Origin of the sequence: Microbacterium sp. MRS-1 (assembly GCF_000585455.1) — a bacterium.
In the GTDB taxonomy this organism is placed as follows: domain Bacteria; phylum Actinomycetota; class Actinomycetes; order Actinomycetales; family Microbacteriaceae; genus Microbacterium; species Microbacterium laevaniformans.
This window is the reverse complement of sequence record NZ_JAUF01000035.1, coordinates 25,240-42,513: the sequence shown is the minus strand read 5'-3', so window position 1 is coordinate 42,513 and position 17,274 is coordinate 25,240. Positions and strand designations below refer to the sequence as shown.

Below are 17,274 nucleotides of genomic sequence, written 5' to 3'. Positions count from 1 at the left end.
ATCGGGTGGGAGCTTGCCTTAGACTGAACGGTGTTCGACCTTCATGACCCCGAAAGGTGCACCGTGCGCGTCAAACGCCGACTCCGGCTCGCCGTCATCCCGATCGGGATCGCCTCGGCGATCACCCTCGCGGGATGCACTCCCACCGAGCTGAACGGCTTCCTGCCGGGCTTCACCGACGATGGCACGCAAGCCACGAACCACACCGAGATGGTGTCGGGTCTGTGGGTGAACTCCTGGATCGTCCTTCTGGTGGTCGGCATCATCACCTGGTCGCTCATGGGGTGGGCGGCGATCGCCTATCGTCGCCGTCGCGGACAGCGTGGACTGCCGGTGCAGCTGCGGTACAACATGCCCGTCGAGATCTTCTACACGGTCGTTCCGCTGATCCTCGTGCTCGGCTTCTTCGCCTTCACGGCGCGCGACCAGGCGGTGCTCGAGACGCAGTACGACAACCCCGACGTCTGCGTGACGGCGATCGGCAAGCAGTGGGCTTGGGACTTCCAGTACAACGACGACCAGGCCGACTGCCAGGCCGGCGACAACGCCGTCTGGGCCATGGGCGTTCAGGCTCAGACCGACGCCCAGGGAAACATCACCAGCGACCTGCCGACCCTGGTTCTGCCGGTCAACGAGAGGGTCAAGATCAAGCTGACCTCCCGCGATGTCATCCACTCCTTCTGGATCGTCGACTTCCTCTACAAGAAGGACATGTACATCGGGAAGGACAACTACTGGTCGTTCATCCCGACACGCGTCGGCGAATACGACGGCAAGTGCGCCGAGCTCTGCGGCCAGTACCACTCGATGATGCTCTTCAAGGTCAAGGTCGTCGAGCCGACCGAGTACCAGCAGTACCTCGCAGGCCTGCGCGCCGCCGGTCAGACCGGTGACATCAACAAGGCCTACGACAGACTGCAGAACTTCCCGGGCACGGGAGCCCCCGTCGAATCTGAGGGACAACACTGATGGCGACCACGCTTCCTCTCCAGGGCGAGACTTCCGCGCGCCCGACCACGCTGCCCCCGCGTCAGGCGGCTCTCATGAGCTCGACGCGCGTGGGACAGAAGGGCAACATCATCGTCAAGTGGATCACCTCCACGGACCACAAGACGATCGGGTACATGTACCTCATCGCGTCGGTGATCTTCTTCCTGCTCGGCGGCGTCATGGCGCTGATCATTCGCGCTGAGCTGTTCGAGCCGGGAATGCAGATCCTTCCGACGAAGGAGCAGTACAACCAGCTCTTCACGATGCACGGCACGATCATGCTGCTGATGTTCGCGACGCCGCTGTTCGCCGGCTTCGCCAACGCGATCCTGCCGTTGCAGATCGGCGCGCCGGACGTCGCGTTCCCGCGTCTGAACGCGTTCGCCCTGTGGCTGTTCATCTTCGGATCGGTGATCGCGGTCGCCGGCTTCCTGACTCCGCAGGGTGCGGCGGCGTTCGGTTGGTTCGCCTATCAGCCCCTGGCGGGAGCGTCGTTCTCTCCCGGCGCCGGCGGCAACCTCTGGATGCTGGGACTCGGTATGTCCGGTTTCGGCACCATCCTGGGCGCGGTGAACTTCATCACCACGATCATCACGATGCGCGCGCCCGGCATGACGATGTGGCGTCTGCCGATCTTCACGTGGAACACGCTCGTCACCAGCATCCTGATCCTGATGGCGTTCCCCGTGCTCGCCGCGGCCATCCTGGCCGCCGCCGCCGACCGCGTGCTCGGTGCCCACATCTACGACCCCGCCAACGGCGGCGTGCTCCTGTGGCAGCACCTCTTCTGGTTCTTCGGCCACCCCGAGGTCTACATCATCGCTCTGCCGTTCTTCGGCATCGTCTCCGAGATCTTCCCGGTGTTCAGCCGTAAGCCGATCTTCGGCTACAAGACCCTGGTGTATGCCACGATCGCCATCGCGGCGCTGTCGGTCTCGGTGTGGGCTCACCACATGTACGTGACGGGTTCGGTGCTGCTGCCGTTCTTCTCTCTCATGACGATGCTCATCGCGGTGCCGACGGGCGTGAAGATCTTCAACTGGATCGGAACCCTCTGGCGCGGCTCGGTGACCTTCGAGACGCCGATGGTGTTCTCGCTCGGCTTCCTCGTCTCGTTCGTCTTCGGTGGTCTGACCGGTGTGATCCTCGCCTCACCGCCGCTGGACTTCCACCTCTCCGACTCATACTTCGTCGTCGCCCACTTCCACTACGTGGTGTTCGGCACGGTCGTGTTCGCGATGTTCGCCGGCTTCTACTTCTGGTGGCCGAAGTGGACGGGGCGCATGCTCAACGAGCGACTCGGCATGGTCCACTTCTGGATGCTGTTCATCGGTTTCCACATGACCTTCCTCATCCAGCACTGGCTGGGTGTGGACGGCATGGTGCGCCGCTACGCCGACTATTCGGCCGCGGACGGCTGGACCTGGCAGAACCAGGTGTCCACGATCGGAGCGATGATCCTCGGTGCCTCCATGATCCCGTTCTTCCTGAACGTGTGGATCACCTCGCGCAAGGCGCCGCGGGTCACGGTCAACGATCCCTGGGGCTACGGCGGATCGCTCGAGTGGGCCACCAGCTGCCCGCCGCCGCGTCACAACTTCACCTCGATTCCGCGCATCCGCAGTGAGCGCCCTGCCTTCGACCTCAACCACCCCGAAGCAGCGCTTCCGGTCGGTGTCGGTCCGGCGAAGGATGCTCCCGATGCTCCCGTCATGGACACGGCCGAGGGGAAGGTCAAGTAAGTGAAGACCAACGTCAACCTCTGGTGGATCCTCGCCGCGTTCTTCCTGCTGGTCACCGGGGTCTACACCGGCTGGAACATCATCGAGCACTCCGATCGTCCGTGGTTCCACGCGATCGAGTGGGTCGGCACCGTGGCCCTGCTGTTCACCATGTTCATGTCGGTGATGATCGGCTTCTACGTTGGCCGCGTGCACCGCGCGCAGGGCGGCGAGCTGCCCGAAGACTCACTGACGGCCGACATCGATGACGGCGACCCGGAGATGGGTGAGTTCAGCCCGTGGTCGTGGTGGCCTCTGGTGCTCGCGTTCTCCGCGGCGCTCGGCATCCTTGGTCTCGCGGTCGGCACCTTCCTCTTGCCGATCGGGCTCGGCGTGTTCGTCGTCGCCATCGTCGGGTGGGTCTTCGAGTACTACCGCGGGTACTTCGCACGCTGAACGATCGCGCTTCGGCTGTGACGGCTCATTCGTTGCGGGCCGGCGTCTCCAGCGACGTCGGCCCGTTTCGCGATGTCAACCAAGATGCCGCCTTCATCGCGTCGTGGGGAGCGGGCGTCGCGGACGGGGTCGGCGGCGGCCCCGCCGGCGATCTCGCATCGGCGGCTCTCGTGCATCGACTGGTCGCAGGAGGCTGGAGAGCGGGCGATGCGGCAGCGCTGACCACTCGGCTGCAGGTGGCCAACTGGGATCTGGGCGCGCACGTACGGCGGGATCCCTCGCTGGCGGGTATGGCGACCACGTTCACGGGCATCTGGTTCGGTGATGGCGGGACCCTTCTTCTCGCGCATACCGGAGACTCTCGGGGTTATCTGCTCCGTTCGGGACGACTGGTGCGTCAGACCCGTGACGATTCGTTCGTCCAGGTGCTCGTCGACCAGGGGCTGGTGACGGAGTCCGACGCGATGACGCATCCGCGCCGCAACATCATCACCGCCTCGCTTCGCGGCGAGCCGTCCGATGCGGTCAGCGTGACCTCGCAGAAGCCGGTAGCCGGCGATCGCTGGCTGCTGTGCAGTGACGGCGTCAGCGACTATCTGCCGGACGACGCGATCGAGGAGATCCTGCGAGACGTCGACGGGCAGCAGGATGCCGCGGAGATCATGGTCGGGGCGGCGCTGCAGGCCGGCTCTCGCGACAATGTGACGGCCGTGGTCGCAGACGTCTACGCGGGGATTCTGTCGGCCGGCGGGGTTGTCTTCGCGGGCGCGGCCACCGAGCTCTTCAGCGAAGACGCGCGACCGATCGCCGGCTGAAGCCCCGGCATCATTGTCGCCCAGGCGGCGTTCTCACGGGCGCACGTACATGACCTGAGGGTCGAACACGCGGGGGAGCACACCGTGAGCGTTCTCAGTGGGCAGCCCTTCGCGCACCCAGTACTCGTATCCTCCGATCATCTCCTTCACGGCGTAGCCCAGGCGAGCGAACTCGACGGCGCCCTTGGCGCCGGCATTGCAGCCGGGGCTCCAGCAGTACACGACCACCGGCGTCGTCAGGGGGATCTCCTTCGGAGCCCGTTCGGCGATGTCGCGGTACGGAATGTGGACAGCACCCACCGGGTGGCCCTGGGCCCAGGCGTCGGCGCTGCGCACATCGACGAATACAAAGGCTTCTCCGGCGTGCTGAGCCGCGTAGACGTCCGAGGCGTCGGTCTCGTGTGCGAGCTTGCCGGCGAAGTAGGAGAGAGCGTCAGTCATGGTTCGACGCTACGCGAACGACGAAGCGGCGAGGAGGACCGGGACGGTCACTCCTCGCCGCTTGACTGCCAGCCTGAGCGGCCGATTAATCCTCGTCTTTCGCGTCCTTCTTGTCGTCGTCGGGGACGATGACGTTCGAGGGGCGCACGGCGGTCTCACTCTGGTGGCCGTCGTCGATCGGGTGGTGCGGAGCCTCGCCGACACCGGCGCGCTCGTGCATGCCCTGGATCTCGGCATCCTCCTCAGCGGCGATGTGGTCCAGCGTGTGGTGCTGGTGGGCACGCGCTTCCTCGAGCTCCGCCTGAGTGACCGGAGCGAGGCGGTCCTCGAAGAACCAGCGCGACAGCGAAGCGCGGAAGTTCTCGTGCCAGGGGATGCGACCCTGATCGTTCGGACGCACCACGAGCGGCTGGTTCGTCTCGAAGTCGACGAGCTTGACGATCTCGTACTGGTCGACCGGCTGGTGGACCTCGATGTACTCCCCGCCCGGAAGGCGGACGATGCGGCCGGACTCGTAGCCGTGCAGCGCGATCTCGCGGTCCTTCTTCTGGAGCGCGATGCACAGACGCTTCGTGATGAAGTACGCGAGAACCGGTCCGACGAACAACAGCGCCTGCAGCGTGTGGATGACGCCTTCCATCGTGAGCCAGAAGTGGGTGGCGATGATGTCCGAGGATGCCGCGGCCCACAGCACCGCATAGAACGTGACGCCGGCGGCACCGATCGCGGTGCGCGTCGCGGCGTTGCGCGGACGCTGGGCGATGTGGTGCTCGCGCTTGTCACCCGTGATCCAGGCCTCGATGAACGGGTACAGCATCACGATCACGATGAACAGGCCCAAAGCCGTCAGCGGGATGAGGATGTTGAACGACCAGGTGCGGTCCCACAGGACGAATTCGAGGTGCGGCGGCACGAGACGCAGCGCGCCGTCGGCGAACCCGATGTACCAGTCGGGCTGCGTACCGGCCGAGACCGGCGACGGGTCGTACGGACCGTAGTTCCAGATCGGGTTGATCGTGAACAGGGAGGCGATCAGCACGATCACGCCGAACGTGATGAAGAAGAAGCCGCCCATCTTCGACATGTAGACCGGGACCATGGGGAAGCCCACGACATTGCTGTTCGTGCGGCCAGGACCGGCGAACTGGGTGTGCTTGTTCACGATCATGAGCATGAGGTGCACGGCGAGCAGCGCCACCAGGATGGCGGGCAGCAGCAAGATGTGCAGCGTGTACAGGCGCCCGACGATCTGAGTCCCGGGGAACTCGCCGCCGAACAGCAGGAAGGAGGTCCACGTTCCGATGACCGGAATGCCCTTGACCATGCCGTCGATGATGCGCAGGCCGTTGCCCGACAGCAGGTCATCCGGCAGCGAGTAACCGGTGAAGCCTTCGGCCATGGCGAGGATGAAGAGGATGAAGCCGATCACCCAGTTCAGCTCGCGCGGCTTGCGGAACGCACCCGTGAAGAACACGCGGAGCATGTGCACGCCGATGCCAGCGACGAAGACCAGCGCAGCCCAGTGGTGAATCTGACGCACCAGCAGGCCGCCGCGGATGTCGAACGACAGCCGCAGCGCCGAGTCGAGCGCGGCGGACATCTCGACGCCACGCAGCGGGACGAACGCCCCGTCGTAGTGCGTTTCGACCATGGATGCCTGGAAGAAGAACGTCAGGAACGTTCCCGACAGCAGGACGACGACGAAACTCCACAGCGCGATCTCGCCGAGCATGAAGGACCAGTGGTCCGGGAAGATCTTGCGGCCGAGCTCCTTGACCAGACCGGAGATGCTGGTGCGCTCGTCGAGGTAGTTCGCCGCGCCGGCGACGAAGCGGCCGCCCAGCGGCTTCTCGTCGCGCGAGGTCTGAGGCGTGGTGTCAGGGCCTGTCTCGGTGACAGTCGCGGTGCTCAATGGCGCTCCCAGAAGCTCGGGCCGACGGGTTCGGTGAAGTCGCTCTGCGCGATGAGGTACCCCTCGGAGTCGACGGTGATCGGCAGCTGCGGCAGCGGACGGGCGGCCGGTCCGAAGATCACCGCGGCGCCGTGGGTCACGTCGAACTGCGACTGGTGGCAGGGGCAGAGCAGGTGGTGGGTCTGCTGCTCGTACAGGGCGACAGGGCAGCCGACGTGCGTGCAGACCTTCGAGTACGCCACGATGCCGTTGTATGACCAGCTCTTGCGGTCTTCGGCTTCGACGATCTGCTCGGGCAGCATCCTCATCAGCAGGACGATGGCCTTCGCCTTCTCCTCGAGGTAGCCGTCGCTGTGGCTGAGCTCGGCGAGGGACTGGGGGATCACGTGCACCGCGGAGCCCAGAGTGAGATCGGCGGCACGGATCGGCTCGCCGGTGGGGTCGTGCGCGAGACGCTCACCCTTCTTCCACATCGTGTGGCTGAGCAGGGCGACCGGGTCGCCGGCGATCGGGTTCTCGGGGCTGGACTCGGGAGCCAGGCCGCGGAAGAGTGTGATGCCGGGGAGAACCGACGCGACCAGCGCGGCGATCAGCGATCCGCGAATGGCGGTGCGGCGTCCGAACCCGGACTCCTCATTCGCCTCGCGGAAGACCGCGACAGCGCCCTCTCGCGTCACGTCGCGTCCGCGCGTGGCGTGACGCGGCTCGATGTGCTCCTTGTCGCTCATCACGGCCTTGGACCAGTGGATCGCCCCGATGCCGATTGCGAGGAGCGCGAGGGCGATACCCAACCCGATGAACAGGTTGTTGTGGCGGATGTCGACGATCTGGCCGCTCTCGATCGGGAAGAGCATGTAGGCGGCGACCGCCCAGATGCTCCCTGCGAGAGAGAGGTAGAACAGCGTGTAGACCGTGCGAACGGCGCGCTGCATGGCCGCCGGGTCCTTGTCGGTGATGCGCTCCCGGTGGGGCGGGAGGCCCGGGTTCTGCACGGGGTCGGGGACGGCGACGGCGAGCCCGGGGGAGGGCTTCCATGAAGCCCTCTCGTGCTCGAGTGCGTCTTCCTCGTGTGCCATGTCTCGTCCGTTCCCTACGTCAGTGCCGTTGTCCACGTGTGCCCGATCAGTTCGACTTCGCCGTGATCCACACGGTGATGCCGATGAGCGCGCCGATGCCGAAGATCCAGATGAACAGACCCTCCGAGACCGGGCCGAGCGAGCCGAGGTTGAAACCGCCGGCGGACTCGTTCTCCTGCAGGTACATCAGCGACGAGATGATGTCGCGCTTCTCGTCCGGAGTGATGGTCATGTTGTTGAAGACCGGCATGTTCTGCGGGCCGGTGACCATCGCCGCGTAGATGTGCAGCGGGCTGGTCTTGGTCAGTGCCGGGGCGTACTTGCCCTCCGTGAGTGCACCACCGGCGGCGGCGACGTTGTGGCACATGGCGCAGTTGACGCGGAAGAGCTCGGCGCCGTTGGCGACATCGCCCTTGCCGTCGAGGATGCGCGCATCCGGATAAGTCGGGCCGGGCGCCACGGACTGGGCCCAGGCCGCGATCGCACGGATCTGGTCCTCGGTGAACTGCACCGGCTTCTGAGGCGCCTGCGGCCCCTGCATCTGCAGCGGCATGCGTCCCGTCGACATCTGGAACTCGACGGCCAGCTCTCCGACGCCGTACAGGGAGGGTCCGTCAGCGGTGCCTTCCATGTTGAGGCCGTGGCACGTGGCGCAGTTGGCCTGGAAGAGCTTCTTGCCGTCTTCGACGGTCAGCGTCGTGGACGACGCGGACGCGGGCTCCGTCGCGGCCATCGCCGCCGACGCGCCGGCGTAGACGCCGCCGGTGACGAGAAGGCCGATGCCGATGAGCGCGGCGGCAGCCCACTTGCTGCGACGACCGGTCTTCTGCCGGGTGGTCTTGGTTGCCATGGAGGAACTCAGCTCCGCTTCTTACTTGACGACGTAGATGACGAAGAACAGGACGATCCACACCACGTCGACGAAGTGCCAGTAGTACGAGACGACGATCGCAGACGTCATCTCCTTGCGTCCGAAGTTCTTGACGGCGTAGGCGCGGCCGATCACGAGGAGGAAGGCGAGGAGGCCGCCCGTCACGTGCAGCGCGTGGAAACCGGTGGTGATGTAGAAGGCCGACGCGTACGAGCTCGCGCTGATCGGCATGCCCTCTGCGACGAGCGTCGCGTACTCCCACACCTGTCCGGAGACGAAGACGGCTCCCATCACGAACGTGAGGAAGAACCACTCCACCATTCCCCACTGGCGGAACTGCCAGATGGAGCCGCGACGATACGGCTGGAAGCGCTCGGCGGCGAAAACCCCGGCCTGGGCGGTGAACGAGGAGAGCACCAGGATGCCGGTGTTCACGGCCGCGAACGGCACGTTCAGGTCGCCGGTGCTGGCAGCCCACAGGTCGGGGGAGGCGTTGCGCAGCGTGAAGTAGATCGCGAAGAGACCCGCGAAGAACATGACCTCGCTGCCGAGCCACACGATGGTGCCGACGGCGACCGGATCCGGCCGCTTGACGGAACGCAAGGCTTGGGAATAGGTCGCTGGAGTGGTCGTCACGCTCCCCATTATGGCTGATTTCACAGCCGGTTTTCGCATCACTGAAGGTGCGTTCGACTTTCGGGGGGGATTGGAGGGGCCTTCGGGCGCGCCGGGAGTTGGCTGGCAGAGTGCCGATAGGATCGGGGCTCATGGCGGAGCTCTATTCCTGGCCCGAAATCCTCACGGCGGTGCTCGAGCGGCGCGACCTCAGCGTGTCCGAGTCGACCTGGGCCATGCGGCAGGTGATGCGGGGCACGGCGACCCCGTCGCAGCTCGGTGGATTCCTCCTCGCGCTGCGCGCGAAAGGCGAGACGGTCGACGAGATCGTGGGCTTCCGCGACGCGATCCTCGAGGCCGCGCTGCCGCTGCCTGTGTCCGCCGACGTGCTCGACATCGTCGGCACCGGGGGAGACCGCTTCGGCACCGTCAACATCTCGACGATGTCGGCGATCGTGGCCGCGGCGACCGGAATCCCGGTCGTCAAGCACGGCAACCGCGCCGCCAGCTCCGCCTCAGGATCCTCCGACGTGCTCGGTGCGCTCGGCATCGATCTGGCACTGCCGCCGGAGCGAGTCGCCGAGGTGCTGGCCGAGGCCGGCATCACCTTCGCCTTCGCGTCCGCGTTCCATCCCGGCTTCCGTCACGCGGGACCGACGCGAGCGGAGCTGGGCGTGCCCACGGTCTTCAACTTCCTCGGGCCGCTCTGCAACCCGGCCCGCGCCGAGGCCAACGCCGTGGGGGTCGCCGCTCTCGACCGCGTTCCTCTGATCACCGGCGTCTTCCAGACACGCGGAGCGACGGCGTTGGTCTTCCGCGGCGATGACGGCCTGGACGAGCTCACGACCACGGGCCACAGCCGCGTGTGGGAGATCAGCCGAGGCGACATCCATGAGCACGACCTCGATCCGCGAGACCTCGGCATCCCTCTGGCGGAGATCGACGACCTGCTCGGCGGCGATGCGCAGCACAACGCCGAGGTCGTGCGACGGGTGCTCGACGGCGAGAAGGGCGCCGTGCGCGACATCGTGCTGCTGAACGCGGCCGCGGGAATCGTCTCGTACGACCTGTTCCGCGACGCCACGCAGGTGCAGCTGCCGATCGTCGAGCGTCTCGCCGACGCCCGCGACCGGGCGGCGGACGCCATCGACGACGGCTCGGCTCGCGGTGTCCTCGACCGCTGGGTCGAGGCAACGACTCGCGCTGTGGACTGACCACAGGGTTTTCTCCGGCCCGTTCGCCTGGTCCCGGCTCTCGTGAGAGCGACACCGTGAGGCAACAGCACGGCACCGAAGAGAGGACCCGCCATGTCAGCGAACATCGCCACCGCCGACACCCTTGAACCCCCGCAGAAGAAGGTCGGCTTCGTCAAGATCGCCGGCATGCTCGGCATCCTCGGCGGCATCGCGCTCATCGTGGTGGGTCTTGTCGTCTGGCTCACGGTGTCCAGCCAGCTGCGCGCGGAGAACATCACGGTGCCCGACGATGCGATGGCCTTCCAGGGGCAGACCGTCCAGGGCCCGTTCACCGCCTACGTGCAGGCCGACATCATCCAGCACCACGCGCTGAAGGCGTCGGACGGTAAGACCTATGCCGAACTCGACAGGGAGGATCCGGTGCGCGCGACCATGATGAACGCGTCGTTCCCGCGCGCCTCGCTGTTCACCTCCGTCGTCTCGTTCGGTGTCGCCGCCTTCGCGATGGGGGTGGGGATCCTGTCCATCCTCTTCGGTGCGGCCCTCACTCGGCTGGCCTCGGTGCCCGTCGTCGTGCGGCGGTCTGCCGTGATTCGGTCCTGACGCCTCACAGATCGTCCCCTTGGAACGGGCTCGCGCACCGCGCGGGCCCGTTTCGCTGTCATGATGACGTGCAGATGAAGCCGATCGACGCGCTGCGGGAGATCGCGACGCTGCTCGAGCGCGAGCGGGCGTCGCGATACCGCTCTGCCGCCTTCCGCAGGGCGGCGGCAGCGATCGAGGATCTCTCGGACGACGAGCTGCGTGATGACGCGAGCCTGCGCAGGCGCGCGGGCATCGGGGACTCGTCGTTCCGAGTGATCCACGAGGCGCTGGCCGGCGAGGTGCCCGCCTACCTCGCGGAGCTGCGTGACCGATTCGCCCCTGCACGTTCGACGCTGCGAGCGAAGCTGCGCGGCGACCTGCACTGTCACTCGAACTGGTCGGACGGCACGACCTCGATCGGCGAGATGGTCGACGCGGGGCGCGCCCTCGGTCACGAATACCTCGCGCTGACGGATCACTCGCCGCGTCTGCGCGTGGCCAACGGTCTGAGCGCGCAACGACTGCGTGCGCAGCTCGACGAAGTACCGTCGTTCAGCGACGATCGCTTCACACTGCTCAGCGGTATCGAGGTGGACATCCTCGATGACGGACGTCTCGATCAGGAGCGTGCCCTGCTCGCACGGCTGGACGTGGTCGTCGCCTCGGTGCACTCGAAGCTACGCATGGAGTCTCCGGCGATGACCCGCCGTCTGGTGGCCGCTGTTTCGTCGGGGCAGGCGCATGTGCTCGGCCACGTGACGGGCCGGCTCGTGCGGGGCGAGCGGGGCACCCGGCCGGCTTCCACCTTCGATGCGCGCGCGGTGTTCGCGGCCTGCGCGGCTCACGACGTCGCGGTGGAGATCAATGCGCGACCGGAGCGTGAGGATCCGCCTGCGGGGCTCATCGCTCTCGCCCTGGCCGAGGGGTGCCTGTTCTCCCTCGACTCCGACGCGCACGCTCCGGGCCAACTCGGTCTGCTCGATGAGGGGGCCGCTCGTGCAGAGCGAGCCGGCGTGCCGCCGGAGCGGATCATCACCACGTGGCCGCTGGACCGCTTGCGCGCGTGGCTCGCGCGCTGATCGTCAGGCGCGCGCGGTGATCGCGGCGACCGCACGGGAGAGCGGCGTCCCGAGGTTCCACTCGGCATCCAGTCGGGCGGTCGCAGCGGGGTCGGGGGAGCGCCGCGGCGCTCCGACGGCGGGGAGCTCGAGGGTGCGGACGACCTCGACGACCTGAGGTGCGACCGCGAGGTAGTCGGTCGCAGCGAGGATCTTCGCGCGAACGCCCGCGGACAGGCCGCCGCGGGCGGCTTCGCTGAGGATGCCGGCGAGGTCACCGTGAGCGGCAAGGAGCGCCGCAGCCGTCTTCTCCCCGATGCCGGCGACGCCCGGCAGACCATCGGAGGCGTCGCCGCGCAAGACGGCGAAGTCGGCGTACTGGCTCGCGAGCACTCCGTACTTCTCGACGACGGCAGCGTCGTCGAGCACGTCGAGCTTGCTCATGCCGCGTCCGGTGTAGATGACGCGCACCGACCGTGTGTCGTCGACGAGTTGGAAGAGGTCGCGGTCGCCCGTCACGACGTCCACGGCGCCCGCGTGCTGCGTCGCGTAGCTGGCGATGACGTCGTCGGCCTCATGATCGGCATGTCCGACGACGGGGATGCCGAGAACTGCCAGCTCGTCGCGGATGACGGGGATCTGGGCCGTGAGCGGATCGGGGACCTCTTCGATGTCGGTGCCGTCGGCGACGACCTCGGCGACACGGTGCGTTTTGTAGGTGGGGATGAGGTCGACCCGCCACTGCGGACGCCAGTCGTCATCCCAACAGGCGATCACGTGGGTCGGCTCGTACGCGGACACCAGCTTGGCGATCATGTCGAGCAGCCCGCGCGCGGCGTTGACCGATGTGCCGTCGGGTGCTTTCACGGTGTCCGGCACGCCGTAGAAGGCGCGGAAGTAGAGAGAAGCGGTGTCGAGGAGCATCAGGCGATCGGCCACGCGCTCATCCTGTCACGGCGTTGCGGGCTGGTGCGGGCTCAGCAGCCGGGGCCGCGTGGATTCTCGAGACAGGTCTTGTCGACGAGCGCGGTCTTGACGTCGACGATCTGAAGCGTCGTCGCGCCGGCGGCGATATCGAGGAGGCCGGGTACGTCGATCCAGCCGTTGCCGAAGTTCGCCTGCGCCGCGTAGCGGACCGTCGCCGTTGCCGTGTAGGTGCCGCGCGCGGCGTAGGCGTGACTCGTGTCGGTGGCGCTGAACTGCGCGCGCCCGAGCTCCGCCCAGGTTCGGCCGCCCGTGGCGCTGTCCCGCGACGTGCCGTCGCCGTAGCTGAAAAGGTACGAGGCCGGTGTGAAACGGACCGTGACCGGAAGATCGAAGAGCGTTCCCGCCTGTTCATGAACCCCCGCCGTCGCGACGAAGTTCATCGGCATGCCGACGATGCCCACCCCGTCGGGTTCGTCGACGAACGGCGCGGATGCGGGGGCGAACGACGCCACGTCGGTGAGGGTCGGCCGCAGCACTGAGACCGAGTAGTTGCCGCGGCACAGGCTGTCGGTGCACGCCGGCGGGGGCGGCGCCGGAACGGACTCCGGGCCTCCGTCGTCGCCGCGCGAACCGCCGGAACCTTCGGAACCGCCCGGACGCGTCGCCCCGATCTCGACCGATGATCCCGTGTTCGAGATGGAGCAGGATGACATGAGGTAGTCGCATGGCGTGCCGGTCGCGACAGCTGCCTGCAGGAGCAGAATGCTGAGCCCTAGCCCAAGCATGAGTCGATCTCCGTCGTTCCCTCAATCGACAACACCTGCAATGGGTATCCAGCCGTAACAGCGATGAGGTTCTGAAGGTCGGGTCTGTCAGGGGAGATCACAGACCTGCCCGAGCTGTCGCGGACCTCGACATCCGAGACGTCGAGGCAAATGCCCAGTGAAACCGTTCCGCCCGTGATGCTGACGGCATCTCTTTCCACACGCAGAAGGCTAGTCGTTCCGGAGACTGTATATCCTCGGCTGCGGTAGCTCTCCACGCGCTCCTTGTCGAAGGTGTGCTGCGTCCCAGTTGATATGGAAAGAAACGCTTCGACACTTGCGTTGTCATCGAGTTGCAGCGCATTGGATGCGTCTATGTAGCGCCGGATCGTCGCTTCGGCGGCGGCGAAGGCCTCGGCATCCGAGGAGAAGGCCGTGGCGCTCGTGCTCGGCGAGGGTGACGGCGCACTTTGCGGCGTGCACCCGACGATGCTCCCGGCCACCGCGATCGCCATCATCGCCGACAGTACGTGTCCTCGCCTCGACATGCCCTCCACCGTAACGACCGCGTCGCGCGCTCACCGCTGTTTTCCACAGCGTCACGCTCGACTCTGCGGCGTGAGGCCGCGTCGTAGAGTCGAGGGATGTCCTTCGGCGCCGCGTCACTGCCACGAGGCCGTCGTCCCGACGCGGACTCACCGTGCCCGTGCGGAAGCGGCGGCGCGTTCTCCACGTGCTGCGGTTCCCTTCTCGACGGTGTCGCGGCACCGACGGCGGAGAGGCTCATGCGCTCGCGGTTCACGGCGTTCGCGCTCGGTGACGCCGCCCATCTGTTGGCTTCGTGGCACCCCGCCACCCGTCCCGACCGACTGGAGCTCGACGAGGACCTGCGATGGGAGCGCCTCGACATCGATGCCGCTGAGGGTCGTGAGGACGACGTCCGTGCCACGGTCGCGTTCCGGGCATCGTGGCGCGAGCGCGGCACCGGCGCGCGCGGCGTTCTCGCCGAGCGGAGCCGCTTCCGCCGTCTCGATGGTCGCTGGCTCTACGTCGACGGCGTCATCGACCCCGCGTAGCGTGTGAGCATGGCGCCCCCGCGATCGTCCCGCCGTGCGGCGCTCCCCACACCCGAAGCCCCGACCGGGGATGCGGAGTCGTTGCTGACGGTGCTCATCGCCCTCGGCGCGAACCTCCTCGTGGCGATCGCGAAGACCGTCGCGGCGGTGCTCACCGGTGCGGCGAGCATGCTCGCCGAGGCCGCGCACTCGTGGGCGGACACCGGCAACGAGATCTTCCTCTTCGTCGCGACCCGCCGGTCGGCGCGTCCGCGCGATGCGCGGCATCCCACCGGCTACGGTCGGGAAGCGTACGTGTGGTCGCTTTTCGCGGCGTTCGGTCTGTTCGCCGTCGGCGCCGGCGTCTCGATCATGCACGGGGTGCAGGAGCTGTTCGCGCCTGAGCCGGCCGGTCTGTTCGGCGTCTCCTACGCCGTCCTGGGTATCGCGTTCGTCCTGGAGGGCGTCTCGTTCCTCCAGGCGCTGCGCCAGTCGCGTCGTCGCGCACGGGAGAGCGCGAAGGACGTGCTCGAGTACGTCATGGACACGTCTGATCCCACGCTGCGTGCGGTCTTCTTCGAGGATGCCGCGGCGTTGATCGGTCTGGTGATCGCCTTCCTCGGCATCCTGCTGCATCAGCTCACCGGATCTGCGGCCCCGGACGCGGTCGGATCGATTCTGGTCGGCGTGCTCTTGGCCGTCGTCGCGATCGTGCTGATCCGCCAGAACCGCCGCTTCCTGGTGGGCGTCGCGGTCGAGCCGCGCGTGCGGGCCGCCGCGCTGCAGCGCCTCCTCGAGCAGACCGAGATCGCACAGATCACGTATCTGCACATCGAGTACGTCGGACCGGGACGGGTGTTCGTGGTCGCCGCCGTCGATCTCGTCGGCGACATCCCCGAGCATGCGGTCGCCGCTCAGCTGAACGCCGTCGAAGACCGACTCGCCGCGAGCCCCCGCGTCGCGTGGGCGGTGCTCACGCTCTCGCGGCCTGGGGCTCCGGCGTTGGATCCGGCCGACCCCGCCGATCCGCTGCGGGGCTAAGCGACGGACCCGCCGCCGCGCGGGATGCCCCCGACGGCGAGCCGGTGATTCTGATACCCTGGAGTGTCATTCGTGTGGCGCCACGCCGCGCGCTCATGACACGCAATCCCTGACCGACCGCTCCGGCGGGGCATTCGTTCGTCTTCGTCCGTCTGCCGCTGCGCGATCATCTCGCGCCGGAGCCCGATATCCAACCCAACAAGGACAACCCACTACATGACTACCGCAACGACCGCCCCGGCCACCAAGCAGGTCGCCATCAACGACATCGGATCTGCTGAGGACTTCCTGGCCGCGGTCGAGAAGACCCTCAAGTTCTTCAACGACGGCGACCTCATCGAAGGCACCGTGGTGAAGATCGACCGCGACGAGGTCCTCCTCGACGTCGGGTACAAGACCGAGGGTGTCATCCCCTCGCGCGAGCTTTCCATCAAGCACGACGTCGACCCCAACGAGGTCGTCAAGGTCGGCGACGAGGTCGAAGCCCTCGTTCTCCAGAAGGAGGACAAGGAAGGCCGCCTCATCCTCTCCAAGAAGCGCGCGCAGTACGAGCGTGCCTGGGGTGACGTCGAGAAGATCAAGGAGAACGACGGTGTCGTCACCGGTTCCGTGATCGAGGTCGTCAAGGGTGGTCTCATCGTCGACATCGGCCTGCGTGGCTTCCTGCCCGCATCGCTCATCGAGCTGCGCCGCGTCCGCGACCTCACGCCGTACCTCGGCCAGGAGATCGAGGCCAAGATCCTCGAGCTCGACAAGAACCGCAACAACGTCGTTCTCTCGCGCCGCGCCCTGCTCGAGCAGACGCAGTCCGAGTCGCGCACCACGTTCCTCAACAACCTGCACAAGGGCCAGGTCCGCAAGGGCGTCGTCTCGTCGATCGTCAACTTCGGTGCGTTCGTCGACCTCGGCGGCGTCGACGGTCTCGTCCACGTGTCGGAGCTGTCCTGGAAGCACATCGAGCACGCCTCCGAGGTCGTCGAGGTGGGCCAGGAGGTCACCGTCGAGATCCTCGAGGTCGACCTCGACCGCGAGCGCGTCTCCCTGTCGCTGAAGGCGACGCAGGAGGACCCGTGGCAGGTCTTCGCCCGCACGCACGCGATCGGTCAGGTCGCGCCGGGCAAGGTCACCAAGCTCGTTCCGTTCGGTGCCTTCGTCCGCGTCGCGGACGGCATCGAGGGTCTCGTGCACATCTCGGAGCTCTCCGGCAAGCACGTCGAGCTCGCCGAGCAGGTCGTGTCGGTCGGCGAAGAGGTCTTCGTCAAGATCATCGACATCGACCTCGAACGTCGTCGCATCTCGCTCTCGCTCAAGCAGGCGAACGAGTCGGTCGACCCCAACGGCACCGAGTTCGACCCGGCGCTGTACGGCATGGCGACCGAGTACGACGAGAACGGCGAGTACAAGTACCCCGAGGGCTTCGACCCCGAGTCGGGTGCCTGGCTCGAGGGCTTCGACGCTCAGCGCGAGAAGTGGGAGCAGGAGTACGCCGCTGCCCAGGCGCGCTGGGAGGCGCACAAGCTCGCCGTCGCCAAGACGCTCGAGGCCGAGGCTGCCGCTCCGATCGAGACCGGCGCGTCGTCGTTCTCGTCCGACTCCTCGAACGGCGGCGGAACCCTCGCCGACGACGAGGCTCTCGCGGCTCTCCGCGAGAAGCTGTCGGGCCGCTGAGCCGCACCGCGTTCGCACAGGGCCGTCGCCCCGGATCCGTCCGGGCGGCGGCCCTGTGCCGTCACCTCCTGCCGTCGCGGGCT

18 protein-coding genes are annotated in these 17,274 nt (G+C 67.0%); 10 read left to right on the top strand and 8 right to left on the bottom strand.

Translation table 11 applies throughout. The features are described from left to right. Positions 1 to 63 precede the first annotated feature (63 nt). From ctaC to AS96_RS07930, 4 genes are read left to right on the top strand one after another with little or no spacing between them, the layout of a single operon-like run. Positions 64 to 969, top strand: a complete 906-nt coding sequence (gene ctaC, locus AS96_RS07945; RefSeq protein ID WP_036288080.1) for an aa3-type cytochrome oxidase subunit II — start codon at positions 64 to 66, stop codon at positions 967 to 969. Further along, positions 969 to 2,732, top strand: coding sequence for an aa3-type cytochrome oxidase subunit I (gene ctaD / locus AS96_RS07940; protein ID WP_036287989.1), 1,764 nt, complete (start codon positions 969 to 971; stop codon positions 2,730 to 2,732). The genes ctaC and ctaD overlap by 1 nt, the downstream gene beginning before the upstream one ends. Beyond that, positions 2,733 to 3,167 (top strand): cytochrome c oxidase subunit 4, encoded by a 435-nt coding sequence (locus AS96_RS07935; RefSeq protein WP_036287985.1) that lies wholly within the window; start codon positions 2,733 to 2,735, stop codon positions 3,165 to 3,167. Between the two features lie 17 nt (positions 3,168 to 3,184). Next, positions 3,185 to 3,982, top strand: coding sequence for a PP2C family protein-serine/threonine phosphatase (locus tag AS96_RS07930; protein ID WP_036287981.1), 798 nt, complete (start codon positions 3,185 to 3,187; stop codon positions 3,980 to 3,982). Positions 3,983 to 4,015: 33 nt separating this feature from the next. Here the strand turns inward: AS96_RS07930 and AS96_RS07925 are convergent, their stop codons facing one another. The 5 genes from AS96_RS07925 to ctaE all read right to left on the bottom strand — a co-directional run bounded on the left by AS96_RS07925 (position 4,016) and on the right by ctaE (position 8,927). Next, positions 4,016 to 4,423 (bottom strand): rhodanese-like domain-containing protein, encoded by a 408-nt coding sequence (locus AS96_RS07925; protein WP_036287978.1) that lies wholly within the window; start codon positions 4,421 to 4,423, stop codon positions 4,016 to 4,018. Positions 4,424 to 4,508: 85 nt separating this feature from the next. Next, positions 4,509 to 6,335 carry a cytochrome bc1 complex cytochrome b subunit gene (gene qcrB, locus AS96_RS07920; RefSeq protein WP_036287975.1) on the bottom strand — a complete coding sequence of 609 codons (1,827 nt, stop codon included), beginning with the start codon at positions 6,333 to 6,335 and terminating at the stop codon, positions 4,509 to 4,511. After that, on the bottom strand, positions 6,332 to 7,411 hold the full coding sequence (gene qcrA / locus AS96_RS07915) for a cytochrome bc1 complex Rieske iron-sulfur subunit (RefSeq protein ID WP_036287972.1): 1,080 nt from the start codon (positions 7,409 to 7,411) through the stop codon (positions 6,332 to 6,334). Before qcrA ends, qcrB begins: the two co-directional genes overlap by 4 nt. 46 nt (positions 7,412 to 7,457) lie before the next feature. After that, entirely contained in the window at positions 7,458 to 8,261 is an 804-nt protein-coding gene (gene qcrC / locus AS96_RS07910; protein WP_005049203.1) for a cytochrome bc1 complex diheme cytochrome c subunit, read from the bottom strand. Positions 8,262 to 8,282: 21 nt separating this feature from the next. Beyond that, complete coding sequence (gene ctaE, locus AS96_RS07905) at positions 8,283 to 8,927, bottom strand: aa3-type cytochrome oxidase subunit III (RefSeq protein ID WP_005049205.1); 645 nt, start codon at positions 8,925 to 8,927, stop codon at positions 8,283 to 8,285. Positions 8,928 to 9,049: 122 nt separating this feature from the next. On the opposite strand from ctaE, the gene trpD reads away from it, so the two are divergent. The 3 genes from trpD (at position 9,050) to AS96_RS07890 (ending at position 11,757) form a co-directional block, all read left to right on the top strand. Further along, the gene (gene trpD / locus AS96_RS07900) at positions 9,050 to 10,111 is read left to right on the top strand and encodes an anthranilate phosphoribosyltransferase (protein WP_036287969.1); all 1,062 of its coding nucleotides are present in this window, start codon (positions 9,050 to 9,052) and stop codon (positions 10,109 to 10,111) included. Positions 10,112 to 10,204: 93 nt separating this feature from the next. Next, positions 10,205 to 10,696, top strand: a complete 492-nt coding sequence (locus AS96_RS07895; protein WP_036287966.1) for a hypothetical protein — start codon at positions 10,205 to 10,207, stop codon at positions 10,694 to 10,696. A 74-nt stretch (positions 10,697 to 10,770) separates the two neighbouring features. Continuing rightward, a complete protein-coding gene (locus tag AS96_RS07890) occupies positions 10,771 to 11,757 on the top strand; it encodes a PHP domain-containing protein (RefSeq protein WP_036287963.1) in 987 nt (328 codons plus the stop codon). A 3-nt stretch (positions 11,758 to 11,760) separates the two neighbouring features. On the opposite strand, the gene AS96_RS07885 is transcribed toward AS96_RS07890, so the two are convergent. From AS96_RS07885 to AS96_RS14665, 3 genes are all read right to left on the bottom strand, one after another. Next, positions 11,761 to 12,675 (bottom strand): 5'-3' exonuclease, encoded by a 915-nt coding sequence (locus AS96_RS07885; RefSeq protein WP_005049216.1) that lies wholly within the window; start codon positions 12,673 to 12,675, stop codon positions 11,761 to 11,763. A gap of 38 nt (positions 12,676 to 12,713) precedes the next feature. Continuing rightward, positions 12,714 to 13,199 carry a hypothetical protein gene (locus AS96_RS07880; RefSeq protein WP_231477174.1) on the bottom strand — a complete coding sequence of 162 codons (486 nt, stop codon included), beginning with the start codon at positions 13,197 to 13,199 and terminating at the stop codon, positions 12,714 to 12,716. A gap of 236 nt (positions 13,200 to 13,435) precedes the next feature. Beyond that, positions 13,436 to 13,975, bottom strand: coding sequence for a hypothetical protein (locus AS96_RS14665; RefSeq protein WP_155947538.1), 540 nt, complete (start codon positions 13,973 to 13,975; stop codon positions 13,436 to 13,438). A 96-nt stretch (positions 13,976 to 14,071) separates the two neighbouring features. Between AS96_RS14665 and AS96_RS07870 the strand changes: the two genes are divergently transcribed. The 3 genes from AS96_RS07870 to rpsA all read left to right on the top strand — a co-directional run bounded on the left by AS96_RS07870 (position 14,072) and on the right by rpsA (position 17,191). Further along, a complete protein-coding gene (locus AS96_RS07870; RefSeq protein ID WP_231477172.1) occupies positions 14,072 to 14,503 on the top strand; it encodes a YchJ family protein in 432 nt (143 codons plus the stop codon). Between the two features lie 9 nt (positions 14,504 to 14,512). After that, positions 14,513 to 15,523: a cation diffusion facilitator family transporter gene (locus AS96_RS07865; RefSeq protein ID WP_197017279.1), complete on the top strand. Its 1,011-nt coding sequence runs from the start codon at positions 14,513 to 14,515 to the stop codon at positions 15,521 to 15,523. Positions 15,524 to 15,739: 216 nt separating this feature from the next. Beyond that, positions 15,740 to 17,191: a 30S ribosomal protein S1 gene (gene rpsA, locus AS96_RS07860; RefSeq protein ID WP_036287953.1), complete on the top strand. Its 1,452-nt coding sequence runs from the start codon at positions 15,740 to 15,742 to the stop codon at positions 17,189 to 17,191. Positions 17,192 to 17,274 lie beyond the last annotated feature (83 nt).

What these genes read in the sequence shown, in the direction of transcription:
- qcrA (WP_036287972.1), bottom strand. Translation starts at nt 7,411, where the DNA reads ATGGCACACGAGGAAGACGCACTCGAGCACGAGAGGGCTTCATGGAAG.
- AS96_RS14665 (WP_155947538.1), bottom strand. Translation starts at nt 13,975, where the DNA reads ATGTCGAGGCGAGGACACGTACTGTCGGCGATGATGGCGATCGCGGTG.
- rpsA (WP_036287953.1), top strand. Translation starts at nt 15,740, where the DNA reads ATGACTACCGCAACGACCGCCCCGGCCACCAAGCAGGTCGCCATCAAC.
- AS96_RS07895 (WP_036287966.1), top strand. Translation starts at nt 10,205, where the DNA reads ATGTCAGCGAACATCGCCACCGCCGACACCCTTGAACCCCCGCAGAAG.
- ctaD (WP_036287989.1), top strand. Translation starts at nt 969, where the DNA reads ATGGCGACCACGCTTCCTCTCCAGGGCGAGACTTCCGCGCGCCCGACC.
- qcrC (WP_005049203.1), bottom strand. Translation starts at nt 8,261, where the DNA reads ATGGCAACCAAGACCACCCGGCAGAAGACCGGTCGTCGCAGCAAGTGG.
- AS96_RS07865 (WP_197017279.1), top strand. Translation starts at nt 14,513, where the DNA reads ATGGCGCCCCCGCGATCGTCCCGCCGTGCGGCGCTCCCCACACCCGAA.
- AS96_RS07890 (WP_036287963.1), top strand. Translation starts at nt 10,771, where the DNA reads ATGAAGCCGATCGACGCGCTGCGGGAGATCGCGACGCTGCTCGAGCGC.
- ctaE (WP_005049205.1), bottom strand. Translation starts at nt 8,927, where the DNA reads ATGGGGAGCGTGACGACCACTCCAGCGACCTATTCCCAAGCCTTGCGT.
- trpD (WP_036287969.1), top strand. Translation starts at nt 9,050, where the DNA reads ATGGCGGAGCTCTATTCCTGGCCCGAAATCCTCACGGCGGTGCTCGAG.
- AS96_RS07925 (WP_036287978.1), bottom strand. Translation starts at nt 4,423, where the DNA reads ATGACTGACGCTCTCTCCTACTTCGCCGGCAAGCTCGCACACGAGACC.
- AS96_RS07870 (WP_231477172.1), top strand. Translation starts at nt 14,072, where the DNA reads ATGTCCTTCGGCGCCGCGTCACTGCCACGAGGCCGTCGTCCCGACGCG.